The 22116-nt window shown below is 64.4% G+C and carries 19 protein-coding genes; 9 read left to right on the top strand and 10 right to left on the bottom strand.

The genetic code is table 11. The annotated features are described in order from the left end of the window. Nucleotides 1-18 precede the first annotated feature (18 nt). Complete coding sequence (locus ACQR1W_RS19335) at nt 19-756, top strand: energy transducer TonB (RefSeq protein WP_434852273.1); 738 nt, start codon at nt 19-21, stop codon at nt 754-756. Nucleotides 757-784: 28 nt separating this feature from the next. Here the strand turns inward: ACQR1W_RS19335 and ACQR1W_RS19330 are convergent, their stop codons facing one another. The 5 genes from ACQR1W_RS19330 to ACQR1W_RS19310 form a co-directional block, all read right to left on the bottom strand. Continuing rightward, nucleotides 785-1549, bottom strand: a complete 765-nt coding sequence (locus tag ACQR1W_RS19330; protein WP_434852272.1) for a phosphorylase — start codon at nt 1547-1549, stop codon at nt 785-787. 321 nt (nt 1550-1870) lie between these two features. Further along, entirely contained in the window at nt 1871-3133 is a 1263-nt protein-coding gene (gene hpnE / locus ACQR1W_RS19325) for a hydroxysqualene dehydroxylase HpnE (protein WP_434852271.1), read from the bottom strand. Beyond that, entirely contained in the window at nt 3133-3972 is an 840-nt protein-coding gene (gene hpnD, locus ACQR1W_RS19320) for a presqualene diphosphate synthase HpnD (protein WP_434852270.1), read from the bottom strand. Before hpnD ends, hpnE begins: the two co-directional genes overlap by 1 nt. Next, entirely contained in the window at nt 3969-4847 is an 879-nt protein-coding gene (gene hpnC / locus ACQR1W_RS19315) for a squalene synthase HpnC (RefSeq protein ID WP_434852269.1), read from the bottom strand. Before hpnC ends, hpnD begins: the two co-directional genes overlap by 4 nt. A gap of 188 nt (nt 4848-5035) precedes the next feature. Beyond that, complete coding sequence (locus ACQR1W_RS19310; RefSeq protein WP_008966623.1) at nt 5036-5275, bottom strand: hypothetical protein; 240 nt, start codon at nt 5273-5275, stop codon at nt 5036-5038. 413 nt (nt 5276-5688) lie between these two features. Between ACQR1W_RS19310 and ACQR1W_RS19305 the strand changes: the two genes are divergently transcribed. Next, entirely contained in the window at nt 5689-6186 is a 498-nt protein-coding gene (locus tag ACQR1W_RS19305) for a hypothetical protein (RefSeq protein WP_008966624.1), read from the top strand. A gap of 110 nt (nt 6187-6296) precedes the next feature. Here ACQR1W_RS19305 and ACQR1W_RS19300 read toward each other — a convergent pair whose 3' ends face one another. From ACQR1W_RS19300 to ACQR1W_RS19285, 4 genes are all read right to left on the bottom strand, one after another. Beyond that, on the bottom strand, nt 6297-8654 hold the full coding sequence (locus tag ACQR1W_RS19300) for an efflux RND transporter permease subunit (RefSeq protein ID WP_008966625.1): 2358 nt from the start codon (nt 8652-8654) through the stop codon (nt 6297-6299). A 244-nt stretch (nt 8655-8898) separates the two neighbouring features. Further along, complete coding sequence (eutC, locus tag ACQR1W_RS19295; RefSeq protein WP_434852498.1) at nt 8899-9633, bottom strand: ethanolamine ammonia-lyase subunit EutC; 735 nt, start codon at nt 9631-9633, stop codon at nt 8899-8901. An 85-nt stretch (nt 9634-9718) separates the two neighbouring features. Further along, entirely contained in the window at nt 9719-11305 is a 1587-nt protein-coding gene (locus tag ACQR1W_RS19290; RefSeq protein WP_434852268.1) for a B12-binding domain-containing radical SAM protein, read from the bottom strand. 163 nt (nt 11306-11468) lie between these two features. Continuing rightward, nucleotides 11469-12851: an ethanolamine ammonia-lyase subunit EutB gene (locus tag ACQR1W_RS19285; protein WP_434852267.1), complete on the bottom strand. Its 1383-nt coding sequence runs from the start codon at nt 12849-12851 to the stop codon at nt 11469-11471. Between the two features lie 339 nt (nt 12852-13190). On the opposite strand from ACQR1W_RS19285, the gene ACQR1W_RS19280 reads away from it, so the two are divergent. From ACQR1W_RS19280 to ACQR1W_RS19250, 7 genes are all read left to right on the top strand, one after another. After that, the gene (locus ACQR1W_RS19280; RefSeq protein ID WP_434852266.1) at nt 13191-14939 is read left to right on the top strand and encodes a methyl-accepting chemotaxis protein; all 1749 of its coding nucleotides are present in this window, start codon (nt 13191-13193) and stop codon (nt 14937-14939) included. Between the two features lie 246 nt (nt 14940-15185). Then, the gene (locus tag ACQR1W_RS19275; protein ID WP_434852265.1) at nt 15186-15731 is read left to right on the top strand and encodes a sigma-70 family RNA polymerase sigma factor; all 546 of its coding nucleotides are present in this window, start codon (nt 15186-15188) and stop codon (nt 15729-15731) included. After that, nucleotides 15728-16378 (top strand): ChrR family anti-sigma-E factor, encoded by a 651-nt coding sequence (locus ACQR1W_RS19270; RefSeq protein ID WP_434852264.1) that lies wholly within the window; start codon nt 15728-15730, stop codon nt 16376-16378. Before ACQR1W_RS19275 ends, ACQR1W_RS19270 begins: the two co-directional genes overlap by 4 nt. 80 nt (nt 16379-16458) lie before the next feature. Next, on the top strand, nt 16459-17049 hold the full coding sequence (locus tag ACQR1W_RS19265; RefSeq protein WP_434852263.1) for an RNA polymerase sigma factor: 591 nt from the start codon (nt 16459-16461) through the stop codon (nt 17047-17049). A 138-nt stretch (nt 17050-17187) separates the two neighbouring features. Next, the gene (locus ACQR1W_RS19260; RefSeq protein ID WP_434852262.1) at nt 17188-19254 is read left to right on the top strand and encodes a PQQ-dependent sugar dehydrogenase; all 2067 of its coding nucleotides are present in this window, start codon (nt 17188-17190) and stop codon (nt 19252-19254) included. After that, on the top strand, nt 19214-20164 hold the full coding sequence (locus ACQR1W_RS19255; protein WP_434852261.1) for an SMP-30/gluconolactonase/LRE family protein: 951 nt from the start codon (nt 19214-19216) through the stop codon (nt 20162-20164). The genes ACQR1W_RS19260 and ACQR1W_RS19255 overlap by 41 nt, the downstream gene beginning before the upstream one ends. Further along, a complete protein-coding gene (locus ACQR1W_RS19250) occupies nt 20164-20739 on the top strand; it encodes a methyltransferase family protein (RefSeq protein ID WP_434852260.1) in 576 nt (191 codons plus the stop codon). Before ACQR1W_RS19255 ends, ACQR1W_RS19250 begins: the two co-directional genes overlap by 1 nt. Before the next feature lie 934 nt (nt 20740-21673). Here the strand turns inward: ACQR1W_RS19250 and ACQR1W_RS19245 are convergent. Next, the gene (locus tag ACQR1W_RS19245) at nt 21674-22054 is read right to left on the bottom strand and encodes a hypothetical protein (RefSeq protein ID WP_008969051.1); all 381 of its coding nucleotides are present in this window, start codon (nt 22052-22054) and stop codon (nt 21674-21676) included. Nucleotides 22055-22116 lie beyond the last annotated feature (62 nt).

Genomic DNA, 22116 nt, shown 5'->3' with positions numbered 1-22116 from the left:
TTGTCCGGGACAGGCGCCATGCCCAAGACGAGCACAAGCCGGAGGTCGCGCTTCACGATCTGGCATGGCATCGCCGCATCGCTGCTGATCCATGCGGCGCCAGCCGCGCCGTTCGTTTGGTACACCCTGGCCACTCCACCGGATGAGCCACCGACCCTGGTGGTCGAGTTGCAGGGCGCCATTGCGGACAGCCAGACCGAGCAGCAGGTTCAACAGGAGATCAAGGGTGCCGCTGAGCAGGACAAGTCCGCCCCGCCACAGCCGGTGCAGGCGCCTCCTGCAGAGACGGCTGAGCAGCATCCTGTCGACAATCCGGAGGCGGCGCTGCCGCCACCCGCGCCGCAGCCGACGGAGCAGAAGCCGCAGCCACCAGCCGAGGCAAAGTCGGCCGGCACCGGCGTCAACACCATGACCGGCACCGAGCAACAACAGACCGCCCAGACCATTCAGCCCGATCGCCCGACCGAGATCGAGCTGCTGCGGGACTACGTCAAACTATTGTCGAAGAAGGTGCAGGTCCATCTGGTCTACCCCGACGACGGCCGCCGGGCCGGGCTTCAGGGCACCGCAACGGTGTCGTTTGCGATCCTGCGCAGCGGCGAGATCCGCCCGGAAACGCTGAAGATCGTCACCAGCAGTGGCGAGCCCCGGCTCGACGCCAGCGCGCTGAAGACCATTCGCGCCAGCGTTCCTTTCGACCCTGCGCCGAAGGAGATGACCGTCGTCATCGCGGTCGACTTCGGCCGCAAGCGCTGATGTCTTGCTCCAAAGTCCGGGAAGGATGTCACACCTCTGCGGCGGCCAGCGCCTCGGTCTCGGCAAATGCGTCAGCCCCCAACAGGCTGCTCAGCAGGAAGTCGCGGGCCCCGCGCAGCGACCGCAGCGCGAGATTGAACTCGATGCCGGTCGAGACCAATCCACGAAGCACCCGCGGATTGCGCGCCACCCCGCGCAGGATCAAGGGCAGGTCGATGTCCCCGTTGGGCTTGATCGCATCCTTGGCCAGCGACGGCAGCGTCCGATGGGCGGGATCAGAGATCACCCGCAGCGCCGCGAACGGCAGGCCGCATTCGGTGGCGTAAGCGGCGGCGATATGGCTCTCCATATCGACAGCAGCGGCGCCGGTGCTCCTCCGCAACGCCGCCTTGCGGGCCTGCGCCACCACGACCTCTTCCGCTCCCGCCAGCACACCGCGCACCACCCGGCGCCGACCCAAGGCCGCGCGCGCGATATGAGCCTCGCTCAAGGACAGCCCGGCCAGCCAGCGTGCGTCGCCTGCGGTGACCTCCGTCGCCACCACGATGTCACCGGCCTTCAACGACGGGTCGAGGCCCCCGGCCACGCCAAAACTGATGACGCCGCGGATCGAGGTCGGGTCGAACACGGTTAGCAGCGAGCGCAATTGCTGCGGATCGCTCGAGCTGCAGATGACCATCATTCCAGGACCGGCCGCAATGCGGGCTTCCTGCACCAGACCAGTCACAACCAAGACCGGTCGCGGATCAATCGGGCGATCCGCGGACGTTCTGTCCCCCATCCCCAACTTCACAATCCGACCCCTGACACCCTGCTATCTCTCATCCCAAGCTCTCGACCGCGGCGGCGTCCGACGCGGGAAAGCATTCACAAACCTGAGAATTACGCAGAAAAAATCCGCCAGGAAACCCCGTTTACGCCGCAGTGCGGTTATCCGACATGCGTTTTTCGTCCGGTGTTGCCATTTGGTCCTGCGCTTCCACGAAAGCCCGGGATTGCGGCAGCTAGCCTCGCCCCGTTGTGGAACCAAGCAAAGCTCATGCCGCCGCGGCCTGCCCTGCCGTGCATTTACGAGACCGAATCGACCCCAATGTGGCGCAGCCGCGCCGACGGTTCAGCGGCTTGCCAGGATGAGGTCCGCGGCACGGTCGCCGGAACGCACCGAACCCTCGATGGTGGCCGGTAACCCAGTATCGGTCCAATCGCCGGCCAGAGCCAGATTCTTGAACGCCGTCTTCGGGCCAGGCCGGAGCGCATGCTGCTCCGGCGTCGCCTCGAAGGTGGCCCGCCGCTCGCGCACGATCTGCCAGGGCGGCAGTTGGGCCGGCAGCTCTGCCGGACCCCCGGCGGCCTTGCGGACGTCAGCCCAGATCGCGGAGGCAAGCTCCTCGCGCGGCTGATCAACCAAGCGGTCGCCATTGCTGATGGTCACCGACAGCCGCTGCGGGAATGCGAACAGCCATTCGACCAATCCCCCGATCACACCGAGAATCGGCGGCGCATCGCGCGGCGGGTCGATCCTGAAATGCGCGTTGACGATGGCGCGGAATTTAGTCGGCACCGTCAGCCCCGGCAGCAAGGTCGCGGCCGAGCGCGGCGGCACCGCCAGCACGACCACATCGTCCGGCCCCAAAGCGATCGTCTCGTCGCCGCCGAAGGTGAGTCCCGTGACGCTGCCGCCAGAACTCTGCAAGCCCCGCAGTTCGCGACCGATGCGAACGCTGCCGCCCTTCCCTTCGAGATACTTCACCGCCGGATCAATCAGGACACCGGACAGACCGTCACGCGCGATCAGCGGCCGGCAGGCCTGCCCGCCGGCGAGCAGGGTCTCGCGGACGATCGCGCCGGCCAGCCCCGCCGAGCCCTCCGGCGGATCGCAGTTGAGCGCCGCCAGCAGCAGCGGCTGCACCAGGCGGTCATACAGCGTACCCTTGCAGGCGATGGTGCTGCCGATCGTCTTGTCCGTGCCGGCCCAGATCAGCGGAGACAGCGCGAGATAATCGCGCAAGGCGGTATCCGGCACGCGCCGGCTCTCGTCGAACACCCAGAGCGGCAGCCGGCCGTTGCCGAGATCGAGCAGCCAGCGCTGACCGGTCCTGATATCGACGAAGGCAAACTGCGCCTGCTTTGGCCCAACCAGGCCGGCCTCAGACCCGATCGTCCTGGCGTAAGCGAGCACATGATGGTTGGCGGACAGCAGCAGGTGGTTGCCGTTGTCGATCACGAGATCGGTCGCGGCGTCGTAATAGGAGCGGCAGCGGCCGCCGATCTGCTGCGTCGCCTCGTGGACATGCACGACATAGCCGGAGTTGGCGAGCCGCACGCCGGCGGAAAGGCCGGAGATCCCGGCGCCGATGATGTGGGCGGTTTTCTGCATCAGATCAAAGCATAGCGGAGGATGATGCCGAGCTTGGTGGCCTTGCTCACGCGCACCGGCTCGCGCGGGAGCGCAAAGCCGCGGGCCAGCAAGAGATCGAGCACGGCGCGATAATATTTCGACATGATCCGCGGCGCCCGCACCGCGCGGCGGCGGTTGCGCTTCATGATCTCGTCGGATTTCTCGAAATGCGCCTTGGCGTGCACCGCAAGCGAATTGCAGACCTTTGGCAGCGCGCGGTCGGCGGTCACCTTGGCGGGATCGTTACCGGTGATGCCGGCATGCAGCAGCGCCTCGCGCGGCAGATAGAGCCTGCCGAGTTGCGCATCCTCATCGATGTCGCGCAGGATGTTGGTGAGCTGCAGCGCGCGCCCAAGATGGTGCGCGAGCAGGATGCCGTCCTCCTCAGGCATGCCGAACACACGCACCGACAAGCGCCCGACCGCACTGGCCACCCGATCGCAATAGAGATCAAGTGTGGCGAAGTCCGGCGCGCGGATGTCCTGCGGCACGTCCATTTCCATGCCGTCGATGATGGCCAGAAAGTCCTCGCGCTTCAGCCCAAACGTCCTGACAGTATCGACGAAGTCGCGCAGCCGCTGCGGCGGATGGCCCTGATACAGCGCGTCGATATCGTCGCGCCAGTGCTGCAGCGCGGCCAGCCGCTCCTCGCGCGGTCCGTCGGAATCGGCGATGTCGTCGACTTGGCGGCAGAAGCTGTAGATCTGCAGCATCGCCTGGCGCTGCGCGCGCGGCAGGATCCGCATTGCGGCGTAGAACGAGCTGCCGGAGGCGGCGGCTTCGTAGTCGGTGGTTTCGGCCGTGGCTTCGAGGGTCATGCGCCGGCCGCCGATTTCGACGCAGGATGACGTCCGACCATGCGGCGGCCAGTTTCGCCTGCGACGGCGCTGATGCTGCAGCCGAGCAGTTCGAGCGGACTGAGATGGACGCGTTCGCTCAAGGGGTCGCGCTCCCGTAACATGCGCACGATGCGATCCGCGAAGGCCTGGATCAGAGCAATCTCAAGCCCGAGGCGGAAATCCTTGACGCCGCTGTTCAAGTCCCGGCCCTCATCGAGCAAGGCCGCATTGCGCGCGGCAAGCTTGTGCAGACAGGCGAGCAGCGGTGCCGACGCCTTGGGCTCGCCAAGCATCTCGACCGTGGCGCCAAATTCGGCAAGCGTGTCGCGCGGCAGATAGACGCGGTTGAGTGCCTTGTAGTCCTTGCCGCAATCCTGAAGATGGTTGTTGATCTGCAAACCGGCACAGATCGCGTCGGAGGCAGGCCAGGTCGCAATGCTCTCGCCATGCACATCGAGCAGGAAACGCCCGACCGGCATCGCCGAATAGCGGCAGTAGTGGATGAGCTCGTCCCAGTTCTCGTAGCGCAGCTTCGTCACATCCATGCGGAAGGCGGCCAAGAGATCGAGCGCATGGCGCGGCGGCATTGCGCGAGCAGCGAAGGCGCGGCGCAACGCGACCGCCACGTCCTGAGTGTCGCCCTGCCCCGCAAGCTCAGCCTCGAGCAGGTCGAGCAGTCGCAGCTTTTCATTCGCCGCAAGCGAGGGATGATCGGCGATGTCGTCGGCAGTGCGGACGAAATTGTAGAAAGCGAGGATCAGCGGCCGGTGCTCCGGACGGATGATCCAGGAGGCCACCGGAAAGTTCTCGTCCCGGTGTGTCTTGCCGGATCGCAAATCGCTCGCGGTGGTCATAGGGACAACAAACTATCAGGTTGACAGGCGTGGGGGCCAACAATGCCCGTCCCTCGCCGATCGCGAAGGATTTGCCGGTCTCATATAGGCGAAGATTCCGCCAAAACCAATGCAAACTGCGCGCGGGCGGCTCCGCCGGCACTTCGAACGTGCCGGCGGTCGTTAACCCAAGCTCGGAGAGTTAAGGCTTATTGGTTGTGGTTCTTCAGCACCTGATCGCAGGCTTGGCTGATCTTGGCGCGGTTTTCCTTCAGGCACGCCAAAACGGTGAAATCGCCCTGATCCATCACCGGCCGGCAGAACTTCTGCACGTCACGCGTACAGGCGGCCTGCTCCTCGGGCGTACCGCTGCGCCCAGCGCCCTGAGCATAAGCGCCGGTGGAGAGGGAGAGCGACAGCAGGGAAAGTGCCAGACAAATCTTACGCATCGTGTTCCTTCATTCGACAGCAGGCCATTGCCCGACGCAGAGTCCGGGAACGACCGTTCGGTTTGCAAGAGCCGCAAGCCCTCCCAGCGCCCGAAACGCTGCCCAATGCGGCCAGATTTGCGCCCAAAAGTTCCGAACCAAACCGGCTCGGGGGTCGATCCTTTCGCACAAACAAGCTTTTGATACTAGGGCATTATTTTACAGGCGCGGTTTTTCGCATTTGGCTGTTGCAAGCATGCCGCGCAGACCGTTAGATGCGCCGCCGCCGGAACCATGAGGGCGTGTTGCGGCTTTGCGGATCGCGGCGTGCCGTCCGGCTGTCATTTGAACCTCACACACGGCGGAGACACTAAGTGGTCGATGCGGCGAGACATGTCTTGCGGAAGAGCGTCATTTAGGATGGGAAACTCGATATGAAACTGTTTGGCTCAAGTCTCTCTGGACGCACCATCAAGGCAGCAGGTCTTTCGGCTGCGCTCATGATGTCGGTGTCCGCCGGCCATGCCCAATCCGGCGGCCCCTTTGTCGGCTTCGACGGCAACTGGTCGGGCACAGGTACCGTTGCGCTGTCGGATGGGACCACCGAGCGCATCCGCTGCAAGGCCAACTACAAGGTCGATGGCATAAACCTGAAGCAGAGCCTGCAATGCGCCAGCGACAGCTACAAGTTCATTCTCTCCAGCGACGTGACCAGCCAGGGCGATCGCATCTCCGGCAATTGGAGCGAGTCCAGCCGTAACGTCAACGGCGAGCTGCAGGGCACCGCCGGCCACGGCCAGATCGAGGTGTTCGTGCAAGCCGCCGGCTTTGCCGCCAGCCTGTCGCTGCGGACCAACGGCAACAAGCAGACCGTGAGCATCAGCTCGAAGGGCGAGATCCGCGGCGTCAACATCACGATGACGAAGACCTGAGCGGTCGGTCGACCATCAAGACGTCTCGCAACAGCGGCTCCGATATCGTCGGAGCCGCTTCTCTTTCAAGATTCGCAAACAGAGGCCGAGACTGTCGCTCGGCTGCCGCCCTAAACCGCCTTGCGATTGAACTTCTGCGCGATGTTGATCAGGAACATCGCGGTCGGGCGCAGGATGAAGAGGTCGGCGACCAGTGCCGCCACCATCGAGAACGCGCTGAGCCAGCCGAATAGGCGCAGCGACGGCAGGTCGGAAAACACCGTCACCACGAGGCCGCAGGCCAGCACCACGGTGGTCAGGATCAGCGCGGGGCCGACCAGCACGGTGGCGCGCTCGACGGCCACCGCCGCGCTCACATCCGGCGTGCTTTCCAGCCTTAGCCGGTTGAGGAAGTGGATCGTCGCCGAGAGGCCGAGGCCGAACGAGACGGTCAGCGCCACCACGCTAGCGAATTGCAGGCCCTCCCCCATCGCCCATAGCAGGGTGCCGGACATCACCACCGGGAAGATGCCCGGCAGGATGCAGGCGAACATCACCACCCAGGAGCGGAAGGCGAGCCCGATGAACATCGCCACCAGCGCGAACTCCACCGTGAGGCCGCGGTTCAGCTTCTCGATCATGCTGGCCGAGTTGCGCGCGGCGATTGCGGCGAGGCCGGTGACTGCGATCTCATAGCCGGGATGTGCCTTCCGGACTGCATCGAGCTCGTGGTCGAGCTTGTCGACCACCGGCAGCAACTGGCTGGAATCGAGGTCAGGCACACGGCCTGCGACCACGACCGCGTCCTGCTCGGCGTCGATGAAGCGACGCACCAGATGCTCGGGGATCAGGTTGACGTATTCCTTCAGCGTCGCGACGTCGTCGCTTCCCGCCTTTTCGGCGAGCCAGCGCCGCAACGTCTCCACCGACCACACATTGCCGACGCCGGCCGTCTTCTCCACCGTGGCATGCACGTCGGCGATCGTCTGCAAGGTCTCCGGCGCGTAGAGCGAGGCGCCCTTCGGAAACTGGATCAGCACGTTCACCGGATTGGCACCGGTCAGCTTGGCATCGAGCCGGTCGCTGGCTGCCACCGCCTGCCGCTTGTCCGGCACCTGGTCGGCCAGCCGATAGCGCGGCTCGAGATTGGCGTAGATCACGGCGAGCGAGCCGACGAACACGACCGCGATCAGGCTGAACAGGCCGGGCCGGCCGACCATGCGTACCGCGATCCAGTAGCAGAAATTGCGCAGCGCCTGCACGCCGGCATCTGCGCTCTGGAATTTGACCGCGAAGATACGCTCGTTGCGCACGAACAGCACGCCGAACACCGGCACCAGCGACAGCACCGCGAGCAGCGCGATGATGGTCGCGGCGAGCCCCGCCTCGCCGAATTTGCGGATCAGGTCGGAATCGGAGAATTGCAGCGCGATGAAGGAAATGCCGGCGGTCGCATGGGTCAGCACGCAGGCCGGCCCGACGACGAGCACCGCGTTCTTGAACGCGGTGTATTTGTCCTGTCCCGCAATCAGCCGGTCGCGTGCGGCAAAGGTAAGCTGCATCGAGTCCGAGAAGCTGATGACCATGATGAGCGGGGTCATCACGTTCAGGAACATGTTGAGATTGAAATTGGCCCAGCCGAGCGCCCCCAGCGCCAGCAGGATTGCGATCATGGGCGGAAACGCCGCCACGACCATGAAGGAGATCTTACGGAAGAAGATGATGGCGATGATGCAGCCGGCGAGAATGCCGAGGATGTTGTAGGTCAGCCCGTCGCGCTCGACCGCGTTGCGGATTTCGAGCTGCATCACCGGGACGCCGGAGAGCTGCACGTTGAGGCCGGTATCGGCGAGATCCTCGGTCATCAGCTTGCGGATGTCGCCGACGACTTTGCCGAGCTCGCTGCTGGCAACCACTTTCGGGTCGAGCGACAGCACGATCAGCGCGAGCGTGCCGTCTTCGGACAGCAGCTTGCCACGAATGATCTCGTTGGATTTCACCGTCTCGATGAATTTGTCGTAGGCGTCGCCTTCGGGAAGCTCGGACGGAAACAGCGCCGCCGGCAGCTTGCCGGGCGCCGGCGCCTGACGGGCCGAGAACAGCGAGACCAGGCCGCGGGTGCCGTCGACCAGCTGCAGGTCAGTCACGAAGTCCCGCAGCTTCTGCAGATTGTCGCGCGTCAGCAGGTTCTTGCCTTCGACCACGACCAGGACGTCGAACTCCTCGGCCGGGAATTTCTTGGTCACCTCTTCATATTGGTGGAATTCCTTGCTGTCGGAGCGGAACAGCTGGCTGAGCGAATCGTCGATCTTGATGCGCTGGATGCCGAACACCGCGCCGATGATCAGGGCGACCAGCACGATGCAGGAGATGATCGGGGCCTTGACGGCGAACAGGCCGATCCGCTCCAGGCCGAAGGCGATGCTGCCGAGCGGCCGAGTCTCGACCTTTTCGACATGGACTTCATTGTCGCGTCTGACTTCGAGCATGCCCTGTCCAGTTGTTGAAGCTCGGTCCTGGCTCAAGCCTGAGCGGAGATGGCAAAAATGCGGCCGCTCAGCGCAGATTGATTGGCCGCATTATGGCCCAAAGCCGATGTTAAGCCTTGAAAACATACGTAAATTCTTTCGCCCGTCTAGCAGGTCTGTCGCGCCGCTCGCAAGCGCACAACGTGACACAAGTCGGAGAGAGCCCATAATTTCCGCATACGTCGTGATTCTGCCACGACGTTTTTCATACCGGCAGTTGCGGCGTACCATCGCTCTCGTCTTTCAACGCCACCCCGGTCAGCTGTCGCTTCAAACCCTCGCGCGCGAGCCAGGCGATCTTGGCCGCGGCCTCGTCGTAGCTCAGCCCGGCGCGATGGATGTTGGAGACGCAGTTCCGCTCGGCATCGCTGCGGCCAATCCGCGGCGCGAAGGTGAGGTAGGCACCGAGGCTGTCGGGCGCCGACAGCCCGGGCCGCTCTCCGATCAGCATCGCGACCAGCCGCGCGCCGAGCAGCTCACCGATCTCGTCGCCGAGCGCGACCCGGGCGCCGCTCGCGATAACGACCGGCCCCACCGCGATCTCGGCGGCGGCAAGCCGCGGCAGCAGCGCGCGCACCAGCGGAGTTGCATGGGCATGAACGCCCTTCGGCGACAGCCCGTCGCCGATCACGATCACGACATCACGACCCTGCTCCGCCGACGCGAGCCGCTGCGCTGAGAGCGAATCGAGCCTGCGACCGAGATCGGGCCGGCTCAGATAATCCCTGCGATTCGTCGCGCGGCTTGCGACGGTGAGCGTGGCCAGATCGAGCTGCGATAGCCCTTCGACGATCGGAGCAGGCTCGAAGGCCGCATGCACCGCATCGCGGGCGCGCGCGTGATCGAGGGTGAATTCGAGCCAGGGACGGGTTGGCATGCTGGCGCCGGCACGTCCGAGCGCCAGACGCGCCGGCGTCAGGGCCCGCAGATCGGCCAACAAAAGCGGCTTGCCCGGCGACGGCTCGGAGGCCGGGGTGACCGACCCCGGTTTGTCCGGGGTTGATACGGGTTCTGTCACGGACGGCTCATTCGGCGGGAACCGAGGCCTCGCGCAGCCGGATCGAATAGTTCGAGGCGTTCTGGTCGCCGTGCGAGGCAGCGCGCGCGAACATGATCAGATGGTGCGCGATCAGCGACACCGCGATGAAGTTTTCGATCTCGCCGCGCTTGAGCTGGCCGAGAGCGAACCTCCAGAACGGCCGCTTGTAGTCGCCGAGCACGCCGACCTTCCAGAAGATCTTGGCGATCATGACCAGGCCGCGCCTGACATTCGGCCAGCTCTTCATCTCGTCACTGACGGGGACCTTGATGCGATTGGAATAGGTGTGGTCGCACTGGTGCTGGAAGCGCGCGAACAATTTCTCCGGCTCGTAGGCCTCCTCCATGCAGCGCCGCCAGGACTCGAGCACCTGTTCATAGGGCAGCAGGAATTTGACGTTGGAATCGCGGCTGTCGTCATCGACCAGCCTGCCCTCCCGCGCCAGGCGATCCCAGAGCGGCGTCTTCGGGAGCGCCTGCAGCAGGTTGATCGTGAGCAGCGGAATGTGCGACTGCGCGATGAACTGCAGCAGCGCATCCGTGGTCTCAGGCGTGTCGGTGTCGAGCCCCATGATGATGCCGGACACCACCTCCATGCCGTAGCTGTTGATGGTCTTGATGCCCTCCAGGATCGGGACCATCATGTTGTGGTCCTTCTGCATCGCCGTCAGCGCATCGGGATCGGGTGTCTCGATGCCGCAGAAGATGGTGATGAAATAGGCTTCCTTCATCTTCTCCAGGATCTCGGGCCGCTTGGCGATGTTGAGCGTCGCTTCGCAGGCGAGCCGCATCACGTAGCCGGTGCGCTTCTGCCACTCGATCAAATGCGGGAGCAGGTCCAGCGTCGCCTTGCGGTTGCCGATGAAATTGTCGTCGACGAAATAGACCGAGCCGCTGACGCCGCACTCCCGGAGCTTGTCGAGCTCGGCGATGATCTGCTGCGGCGCCTTGATCCGGGGATTGCGGCCGTAGAGGCCCGGGATATCGCAGAACTCACACTGATACGGACAGCCGCTGGAATACTGGATGCTACCGAGGAAGTACTTCTTCACCTCCGCAAGCTCATAGGCCGGGACCGGGAAATCGGTCATGGCCACGCGCTCTTTGGTCGTGAAGACGACCTGCTGCGCTGGCCGCGACACGTCGCGCGACAGTAGCCGGATCAGATCGTCGGTGGCATCGCCGAGCTCGCCGACATGAAGATAGTCGAAGCTCGGGTAGTAGTCCGGACAGGCGCTGACCGAGGGCCCGCCGAGCGCGACCGGCAGATTGAATTCATGCGCGCGGCGGCCGACGTCATTGATCTGCTGACGCTGGATGTGCATGCCGCTGACGAACACGACTTCGGCCCATTCGAAGTCGTCCCTGCTCGCGGGCCGGATGTTCTCGTCGATGAAGCGGACCTGCCATGCTTCCGGAAGATAGGCCGCGATCAGAAGCAGCCCCTGCGGCGGCATGAAGGCCTGCACGCCATCCGTCAGCGGATAGGCATATTCGAACGTGCCGAACGAAGACGTATAGCGCGGAAACACGCAAAGAATACGACGTGCGGTCTCGATGCCTTCAAATCTCATCGATCGTCCCTTGCGACATCATGCAAAGCAGGGCCAGCATAAAGCCGTGCTGCCCGACGCGCCACCTCTTCGTGGATATTTGACGATCATCTCGCGACGCTTTGACGCGCGGCGGATAACTTATGTTCATGCCGCGTGGAACGATGACCGGTCTCGCTCGGGATCAGGCGATCAGGCGCGCGGCAAAATCGGGTAGCAGCCCGCTGCCAGCCGCAGGCCGGCCCTCTCGATCGCAAAGGCCGATCCGCACCAGCCACTCCTCGAATTCTGGGGCGCGCTTGAGACCGAACAAATCACGCACATAGAGTGCGTCCTGGAACGAGGTCGACTGGTAGTTCAGCATCACGTCATCGGCGCCTGGAACCCCCATGATGAAGGCGACGCCGGCGGCGGCGAGCAAGGTCAGGAGCACGTCCATGTCGTCCTGATCGGCCTCGGCATGGTTGGTGTAGCAGATGTCGACCCCGAGCGGCAGGCCAAGCAGTTTGCCGCAGAAATGATCCTCCAGGCCGGCGCGGATGATTTCCTTGCCGTCATAGAGATATTCCGGCCCGATGAAGCCGACCACGCTGTTGACGAGCAGCGGCTGATAGGCGCGCGCCACCGCGTAGGCCCGGGCTTCACAGGTCTGCTGGTCGACACCGTGATGCGCATTGGCCGACAGCGCCGAGCCCTGCCCGGTCTCGAAATACATGACATTGTCGCCGATGGTGCCGCGGTGCAGCGCGCGCCCGGCCTCACAGCCCTCGCGCAGAAGCGCGAGATTGATGCCGAAGCTCGCATTGGCGGCCTCCGTGCCGGCGATCGACTGGAATACCAGATCGACCGGCAGGCCCTGCTCGATCAGCCGCAAGGTGGTCGTCACATGCGTCAGCACGCAGCCTTGGGTCGGAATTGCGCCGCGCGCGATGATCTCGTCCAACAGGCGCAGCAGGCCACCGATGACAGCGGGATCGTCGCTTGCGGGATTGATGCCGATGCAGGCGTCGCCCGCGCCGAGCAGCAGGCCGTCGAGGATCGAGGCGGTGATGCCCTTGGCATCATCGAAGGGATGGTTCGGCTGCAGGCGCACACTCATCCGGCCAGGCAGGCCGATCGTGTTGCGGAACGCCGCCTTCACCCGGCACTTCTTTGCCGCCAGGAGCAGGTCCTGGTTGCGCATCAGCTTGGAGACGGCCGCCGCCATCTCCGGCGTGATGCCCGGTGCCAGCCGCGCCAGCATGTCCGACGTCGCCGCATCCGACAGCAGGAAATCGCGAAAGCCGCCCACCGTCATCGATGCGAGCGGCGCAAAGGCGGCTGCATTGTGACTGTCGACGATCAGCCGCGTCACCTCATCATCTTCATAAGGGATCACCTGCTCCTGCAGGAACTGTGCGAGCGGCAGGTCGGCCAAAGCCATGCGCGCCGCGATCATCTGCTCGGCACTGTCGGCGGCGAGGCCGGCGAGCCGGTCGCCGGACCGCGGCGGGGTCGCCTTGGCCAGGAGATCGCGCAGATCATGGAAGACGTAAACGGTGGACGCGATGACGTGGCGATAGGCCATTGGCTCTCAATCCGTCTTTGGACGACTTCGCATTCAAAACCTATCAGCCTTGCCGGAACAAGAGATGGCGGAACAAGGCTTTGGCAAAACAAGACGCGCAGGGCACCCCCGTCCTTTTCGGCCGACGCCGTATGCATGACCGCACCCTCGGCCTCCGTTTCCGTCCCGGCCGTCGAGCCCTGATCCAGAGCTCAGCAGTCCACAATCATTTGAAATTAATAAGCAATCTTACGACGGTTGTATGGTAGCGACGACCCACCTTAACGTTTTTTCCATGACCACATTGCATATTTTGCTCAACGCCCCGAGCTCGCCTGCGGCCTCGGAACAGGAGCCCGCATGTCCGCCCCCAAGATGTCCGACCCGTCGACTCCAGCCATGACTCGCCGCCACTCGGTTGCGGTGAAGCTCTACGCGATCTTCGCCCTGTTTGCGTTCTTGACCGCCGCCATCACATGGCTGTCGGACTACAATTCGCGTCGGGCGTCCGAGCTGACGCAAGCGATCCAGACCGCGAACCTCGCCGCGCTGAACGTCGAGCGCGTGAACTCGCTGGTCTATGCCGTCGTGATGGAATCGCGCGGCGTCTATATGTCGACCGATGCCGCCGTCGTGCGCAAATACGGCGAGGGGCTGATGAAGTTCAACAAGGAGATTCTCGACGTCGTCGCCAAATGGCACGCCATCGTGCAGGCTGATGACGCCGAGCAATTCGCCACCTTCAAGAAGCGCATCGAGCAGTTCGTCGAATTCCGCACCGAGCTGGTGCGCCGCGCCAACGAGATCAGCCCGGCAGCGGGGCGCGAATGGGGCGACAACGACGCCAATCGTTCGGTGCGCTCGGCGCTCAACAAGGATCTTGAATCGCTGTCCAAGGTCTATGCCGAGCGCGGTCGCCGCATTGCCGAGGACACCGAGACCAACCGGAAATTCTCGCTGCTGCTGACCGGCCTCGGCGGTCTCGCCATGCTGCTGGTGGTGGCCGGCGTCATCATCATCTCGCGCGCGATCGCCAAGCCGCTGTCGGTGATTACGGCGACCATCCGCAACGTCGCGACCGGCACCGAGAACGTCACGGTGCCGCATGCCGAGCGCGCCGACGAAATCGGCGAGCTCGCCCGCGCCATCTGCGTGTTCCAGGAGGCGATGGCGCATAACCGCGACCTCAATGCGCAAGTCTCTGACGACGCCGAGGTCCGCGAAGCGCGCGCCCGCCACATCGAGCAGGCGGTCGAGGAATTCCGCCAGGCGATCGGCGCCGTGATGCAGACAGTGAACCAGAACGCGGTTGCGATGCGCCGGACCGCCGAGACCATCAGCCGGCTGACCACCGAGGCCAATGAACGTGCGCTGGCCGCAGCCGGCGCCACCACGCAGGCCTCCGGCAACGTCTCGGCCGTGGCCAGCGCCGCCGAGGAGCTGTCGGCCTCGGTCGAGGAGATCGGCCGGCAGATCCGGCAATCGGCCGGCGCGGTCGAGCAGACCGGGCAGCGCACCGAGCGGTCGATTTCGGAGATCGAGGGATTAGCCGCTGCGACGCAGCGCATCGACGGGGTGCTGACCCTGATCCAGACCATCGCCGAGCAGACCAACCTCTTGGCGCTGAACGCCACCATCGAGGCGGCACGCGCCGGCGACGCCGGGCGTGGCTTTGCGGTCGTCGCCCACGAGGTCAAGGCCTTGGCCGGACAAACCGCCAAGGCGACCGAGGAGATCAGCGCCAATATCGGCCAGATCCAGACCTCGACCAAGACCGCGGTCGAGGCCGTGCGCGAGATCGGCGGCGCGGTGCGCGGCATCAACGAGATCACCTCCAACATCGCCAACGCGGTCGCACAACAGGACACCGCGACGCGCGAGATCTCGGTCAATGCGCAGTCGACCGCACAGGGCAACCAGACCTTGGTGGTCAATATCGGCTCGCTGCGCGATGCGATCGGCGAGACCAGCAGCGCCGCGGCTTCCGTGCTTGCGGCATCCGGCGACCTTGACACGACCGCCGCGAGCCTGGCGCGCGAGGTCGAGAAGTTCTTCCAGAATTTACGCGCCGGCGCGTCCGGGCAGCAGGACCGGCGGAAGGCCGGCTGACAATAAGGCGGCGAGACATAGGCTTGGCCCGGCGATCCGGGCCCGAGCCACAAAATTCTGCCGGCAAAGTGATCCAAGCTTGGCGCTCATTCGTTCCGGTCCTGAAACAGGCATACCGGGACGATGACCACAGGGATTCGAGCTGCTAGAGTCGCGCGATGGAACCTGGCATCCTCCCGGCGGGGAGCATTGCGGGCGCGGGTCGGCGTGAGGTCGGGCTGCGCGAACAGAAGGCCGAACGCGAACGTGGACTGGGCGGAATTGATTGGACGCGTCGCATCGCGCGGCGACCGTGCGGCGTTCAAGGCCCTGTTCGAGTACTTCGGACCGCGGATCAAGGGATTTCTGATCAAAACCGGCTCTAACGCCGATGATGCCGAGGAGATTGCGCAGTCAACCATGGTCGCTGTCTGGACCAAGGCCGCCCAGTTCGATCCGGCCAGCGCCGGGGCGGCGGCATGGATCTTCACCATTGCGCGCAACCTGCGGATCGATGCCGCACGGCGCGCGGCCCGCGACGGCCGCCTCGGTCAAGAGAGCGCGCGCGATGATGAGACCGATCCGAACCTGGCATCAGATCTGATCGTGTCGCGGGTCGAGGACACCGCGCGGGTGGCGGCCGCGATCGAAAGATTGTCGGCCGAGCAATCCACGGTGATCCGCCTGTCGTTCATCGAGGAGCGGCCTCATTCGGAGATCGCCGCCGCGCTCGGTCTGCCGATGGGCACGGTGAAATCGAGGATCAGACTGGCGATGAATCGCCTGAGAGAGCTGTTGGACGACGCGACATGACGATCAGCCATCACCCGCCGGAAGACCTGCTGGCCGACTTCGCCACGGGCGCGCTCGATGCGGCCGAGCAGCTGGTCGTCGGCGTCCATGTCGCGGACTGCCCGCGATGCCGCCGCTTCGTTCGCGCCATGGAGCAGCTCGCGGGAGCATCGCTCGAGGCGATCCCACCGGTCGCGATGGCGGGCGGCGCATTCGACGCGGTGATGGCGCGCATCGACAGCAGGCCGAAGACTGCGCCGCAAGTCAACAAAGCCGCCGGCGCCGATCCCGAGCTGGCCGATCTCCCGGAGCTGGTCAAACGCTGCAAGATCGGCAAGCGTCGGCGCGTTGCGCCCGGGCTGAGCATGCGGCCGATCCTGCTCTCCGGGGCCGGCCCATCGCGGGCGTTCCTGCTGCGTGCCGAGCCGGGCACGCGGATGTTGGAGCATTCCCATTCCAGCACCGAGCTCACTCTGGTGCTGCACGGCAGCTTCAGCCACGATGGCGGCCGGTACGGTCCTGGCGATTTCGACTATGGCGACGACGAGGTCGACCATCGTCCCGTCGTCGGCGATGAAGGCCCCTGTCTCTGCCTGGTCGCCATGACCGGTGACTTGCGCATGCACGGCCTGCTCGGCCGCCTGATCAGCCCGTTCGTCCGGCTCTAGCTAGGAATGACGGCGCGACTGCCGCGGTGATCCACCGCCTCTCCTTCCGCGTTTCCCATCAGGAATCGAGGGAGAGGATGATGCAATCCCAGCTCTTGGAGCGGCGCGGCGGTGTCGCGCATCTCAGTGCGCTGCTGGCGGCCGTGGCGGCCCATGATGAACTGGCCTTCGCCGAGCTCCACGCGCAGACCAGGACCAAGATGCGCAAGACGGTGCGCGCGCTGCTGCCCGCCTCGACCGACATCGATGACGTGCTGCAGGACGGCTATTTGAAGGTCTGGCGCCACGCCAAGAGCTTCGATCCGGCCCGCGCCTCCCCGATCACCTGGATGTGCACGATCATGCGCAACACCGCCATCGATGCGTTACGCGCCGCGGCAGCGCCGATGTCCGAATTGGACGAGGCGCTATCGGTGCCCGATCCGACCGACTCGAGCGCTGACGATTTCGACTATGCGCGGGCCGAGCCGATCGCGCGCGAAGCCTTGGCACGGCTGCCGGAGCAGCGGCAGCGGCTGCTCACACTTGCCTATCTCGAGGGTGAAAGCCGGACCCGGCTATCGCAGCGCTTCGGCGTCCCGGTCGGGACCATCAAGACCTGGCTGCATCGCAGCCTGCTTGCGGTGCGGAAGGATTGCCTGGGCCAGGCGCCCGAGCTGACCGCGGCGTGAGCCCCGGCATTCGCAATCGCGCCGATGAGATCACGGCAACTTGGCCCTGATCGCGCCGTTGCGGCTGCGATGTCGCAATGGTCTGGTCGGATCGACATACAATCTGCGCTCATCACATGGTGATTCGCGGAGGTCTGCTTGGTCCGGCCGAACGTTGCCCGCACGATCATGATCAAGGTTTGTACATTGATCGTCGCGCTTCTAGCCGTCGTCGATAGCGCTTCGGCGCAACCCGACCTGAAAAGCGGCTATGCCCTTGGCCCCGGGCAATGCGGCAGCGGCGCGTCGTCATTCCCCAGGCTGCAGCTCGACATGAAAGCCGGTTTCTGCGCCGGCCTGGTCGCAAGCCGCGATGACGGGCTGAAATTCCCACGCGCGATCGTCCAGATCCCGGGACGGGAGCAGTTCGTGGTCGCCGACATGGGCGGCTGGGGCCATGAGGACGGCCGGCTGCTGCTGCTCGATCCGACCGCGCCAGAGGGCAGCCGCATCAAGGAGCTCATCACCCGGCTGTCTTATCCCTTTGCGCTGGCGATCGGTCCGGACGGAAAAATCTATGGCTCGACCGACACCAGCATTTTCCGCTTCGATCCGCTCGCCGCACAACCCAGGACGACGATCGAGACCATCATTCACGATCTCCCCGGTCGCCGGCTGACCCCGCCCGACGGCACCCAGATCGAGGAAAGCGCGCATTCGCTCAAGCAGTTCGTGTTCGACCGGACCGGACGCCTGTTCGTCAATGTCGGTTCGCACAGCGACAATTGCCTCACGCCGGCGCCGATCACGAGCCCCTGCGCGCCGGCCGAAGGCAACGCGCCGCTGGCGGCAATCTGGATGTTCACACCGCCGCAAGGCGGCATCTTTCCGGCGCTCAAAGCCGACGATCCCAATCCGTCGCATGAGGTCTATGCGCGCGGCTTGCGCAACTCGATGGCGCTGGCGCTGCATCCGCGTTTTCCAGAGTCCGGCTACGCCTTCCTGCAAGGCGAGAACGCCCGCGACCTGCAGGACGTTTTTTCACCGAACGAGGAGATCAACGCGCTCGAGCGGGGGCGGCATTATGGCTGGCCGTATTGCTACGACCTCGCGACGCCGAGCCCCGAATTCAAGCGGGTGCTGCAATCGGGGCCCTACAAGGATTTCTGCAAAACCAACGCGACCTACAAACGACCGTTCTCGCTGCTGCCGCCGCACGGCGCGCCGCTCGGCATGCTCTATTACAAGGGCGACAAATTCCCCGAGCTCGATGGCAGGCTGCTGATCGGCCTGCATGGCTATCGCCCGACCGGCAGCCGGCTCTTGGCCTATGAGGTCGATGATCACGGCTTTCCGAAGCCGAGCGCAGCGCCGGTGCGCTATCACGTCAGTTGCGCCGCCGAGCCGACGCGCGCCTTCCAGACCGAGGCCGGTCCCGTGCCCGCGGCGGCCTTTGACGAGATCATCTCGGGCTGGCACCGCGTCAACGGCATCAGGCCACAAGGTGCGCCGGTCGGGATGACCGTCGCCGCTGATGGCGCGATCTGGCTGGTCGAGGACAAGAACCAGACCGTGATCCGGATCGATCGCACCAGCGGCGATCCACCGGCGGCGCTCCCTTGCGACACCAGGAGTGCGGCGCTGATCGATCAGCTCGCGCGCTTTGTCGCCGACGATGCGGCCAGCCGGGCACGACTGACATCCGTGCGCAAGGGACTGATCGAGAAGCACTGTATGAGCTGCCATTCCGATTTCGGCCTGAAGGCCGGCCAATCCGATCAGGAAAAGGACCAGGCGGCGCTGCGCTTCATGCTGGCCCAGGATGGCTGGATCTATCCCGGAGATCCCGAGGCTGGCAGGTTGCGCCAACGGCTGCGCGGGCTCGGTGCCGAGCGGCTGATGCCGCCTGGTGGCGAAAATCTCCCCAAAACGGAACCGGACTACGCCAAACTGCTTGACCAGGCTGACCAGATGGTCGCCAAGATGGTTCCGGGCACCCCGATGCGGGTCAAATCGGGCGGCCCGCCGCATCGAAAATTCTTCGCACGCGATGGCCGGGAATGCGGAGACATTCCGTTCGGTAAAGTCGTCGTAGTGACACAAAAGGACGCTGTCGGTAAGCCCGGCTTCAGCCGGTTCTTCCGGCCGGCCGACACGTACCTGAACGGCACCTGCACGGACGATGATGGCTACTACATCCAACAGCAGTTTCTGGTTCCGCTGTAGCGGTGCTGCTCTCCTGATTGCACTGGCGCCGGTGCTCGCGGCGCCTGTGCAGACCAGACTGTTCGAGAGCAGGCAGATCACGCCGGCAGGCGAATATACGTTCGGCATCGAAGGCCCCGCGGCCGATCGCGACGGCAATCTGTTCGTCGTCAATCTCGGCAAGCCCGGCACGATCGGGAAGCTCGCCCCGGAAGCGACCGCCTCGGAGCTGTTCACCGGACTGCCCGACGGCAGCATCGGCAATGCGATCCGCATCGATGCCGGCGGCACGATGTTCGTCGCCGACTATAAGAGGCACAATATCTTCGCGATCGCGAGCGGCAGCGCCGAGCCGCGGCTGGTGTTCCACTCCGACCAGATGAACCAGCCGAATGACATCACGCTGGCACGCGACGGCACCATCTATGCGAGCGATCCGAACTGGAAAGGCCGCAGCGGCCAGATCTGGCGGATCATGAGAGACGCAAGCGGCAACATGCAGGGGGTCGTCATGGCCGCGCCACGCGCGATGGGTACCACCAACGGCATCGATCTCAGTCCCGACGGACGGACGCTGTATGTCGGGGAATCCAACAGCGGCGAGATCTGGTCCTACGCCATCGCAGGCGACAGGCTCACCGAGCCGAAGCTGATCAAAACGTTCGAGCCTGATACGATCGATGGTCTGCGCACCGATGTCAGCGGCCGGTTGTTCGTGGCCCGCATCCTCAAAGGCACCATCGCGGTGCTGACGCCGGATGGGCGCCTCCAGCGCGACATTGCATTGAAGGCGAAACAGCCGACCAACCTCGCCTTCGGCGGCGAGGACGGCAAGACGGTGTTCGTCAGCCAGCGCCAGGGCGGCTTCATCGAATCCTTCCGCACCGACGTCGAGGGCCGCGAGCATTGCCTGCAGCGCGGCGCGTGCTGATGCCGATTTTTCATTGGATCATCCCCGCGCTCTGGCTCGTCTTCATCGTCTACTGGGGGATCTCGGCCCTGAACGCCAAGCGCAGTATCCGGGACGCTGGCTGGTGGTGGCGGCACCTGGCCATTCGATTGGCGATCGCCCCGCTGATTATCATCGCAGTCCAAATCCCCGGCATTCGCCATGCGCTGCAGGCCGCGCTGAGCCAACATCCGAGCAGCATGCTGGTGCAGGCAACTGGTGTGTTGTTGACCGGACTAGGCATCGGCTTCGCGATTGCGGCGCGGCTCTATATCGGACGCAACTGGGGCATGCCGATGTCGCGGAAGGAAGATCCGGAATTGGTGACCGGCGGCCCCTACGCGTTTGTCCGGCACCCGATCTACACCGGCATCCTCGTCGCGTTGCTCGGCTCGGTGATCGGATACAGCCTGATGTGGCTGCCCGTGCTGCTGTTGTCGGTGCCCTACTTCATCTATTGCGCACGCCGCGAGGAAGCGCTGATGTGCGAGCAGTTTCCCGCGCAATATCCAGCTTACAAGCGGCGGACAAAGATGCTGCTGCCGTTCCTGCTATGATGGCCGTTGGGGCGCGCTCCGCTGGACGAGACCGTGTTTTCCGATTGCCCGTCAGGCAAATCGATGCCGGACGGATTTGTTCGAGTGAAGCGCGAAGCTAGCTTGTGAGCGGCCGCCGAGCTCTTCAATTGTCCCACGCCGAAAAACTAATTTATCCAAGCCGATCAATTCGATCATCGCAGTCAAGCCGCCGACGCGAAATTATTAGATTTCTTTTTTCCAGAAATCGTGCTTCTGTTGGGCATTCCCGTGCTCATTGAGAGGGGCGGATCGCGATCGTCACGAACGTGGAGCGCGGGGAGCGGTGGGCGCATCAGGCTGCAGCGGGATCAATCGCGCCGACGAACAGCATGGTGCGCACGGTGAAGTCGTGATGTCCTGATACCCCGACGCTGGTATTACGCGCGTGACAATGCTTCGCATTGCATGGGCTATGGTGGCCAGAAAGCCCGGCGCACCAGGGAGACCACGTATAAGCCGTCAGACCATCGCGCAGGGAATGCCGGGTTGATTGCGGCTGCACCTGTGGTACCTGCCGCCTGCATTTTTTTCGCAGGCGGGCCATGGGTGAGGCCCTCACCCGGCGTTCCCTGCGCCCTCTCGCTAACAAGAGGGTCGAGCCGATGAGCATGACTCGGACAATATCATGTCGCGAGAACATATCCGCACACCCGGTGTCATGCCCCGCGAATGCGGGGCATCCAGTACGCCGTGGCCTCTCGATCATCACCGCCGCCGGTGGTTACTCGATCGTCCGCCTTCGCGGACGATGACGGCGGTGAATAGGCGATGCACCAGCATCAGGTGATGAGATGTGCCGAGACATAGACCTAACTCACCCGTCATCGCGAGCGCCGCGAAGCGAGCCAGAGCTTCGCGCGAAGCTCCGGATTGCGTCGTCGCCATCGCTCCCCGCATGACGTCAGAAATTGGACTACCGCCCGTACACCACCGGCGCCCGGCGCACGATCACCGGCGGCGGCAGTTCACGTTGCCAGACGCGGCCGTCATCGAACTGCATGCGCATGCCGTCAGGCGAATAGACCACGCTTTCGTCGCGCGCATCGATCCACAACCGACTGTACGGGGCGTTCCAGTCCGGCCAGGCACGATAGGACTCGCCGGTCTCGGTGGTCAGGTTCACGGCATCGCCGTTCTGAGTCACGAAGGCCGGCGCGCCGATCATGCCGTCGCGGCACATCTGGATGCAGCGGTAGGTGCCGGTGAGGTTGGGAAGGGGTTGCGCGGATGCACTGCCGGCAACACAGGCGGCCAACAAGCCAACTACAACCGATACACGTGTCATGTCGATCACTCCATTGCTCGGAAAGGGAACAAGCAGTCCCCCTGCCCTCGGCGTGATCAAAGCGCGACTGC

This window comes from Bradyrhizobium sp. HKCCYLS1011 (genome assembly GCF_051167795.1).
GTDB lineage: Bacteria > Pseudomonadota > Alphaproteobacteria > Rhizobiales > Xanthobacteraceae > Bradyrhizobium.
This window is presented reverse-complemented; position numbering and strand designations above follow the sequence as displayed.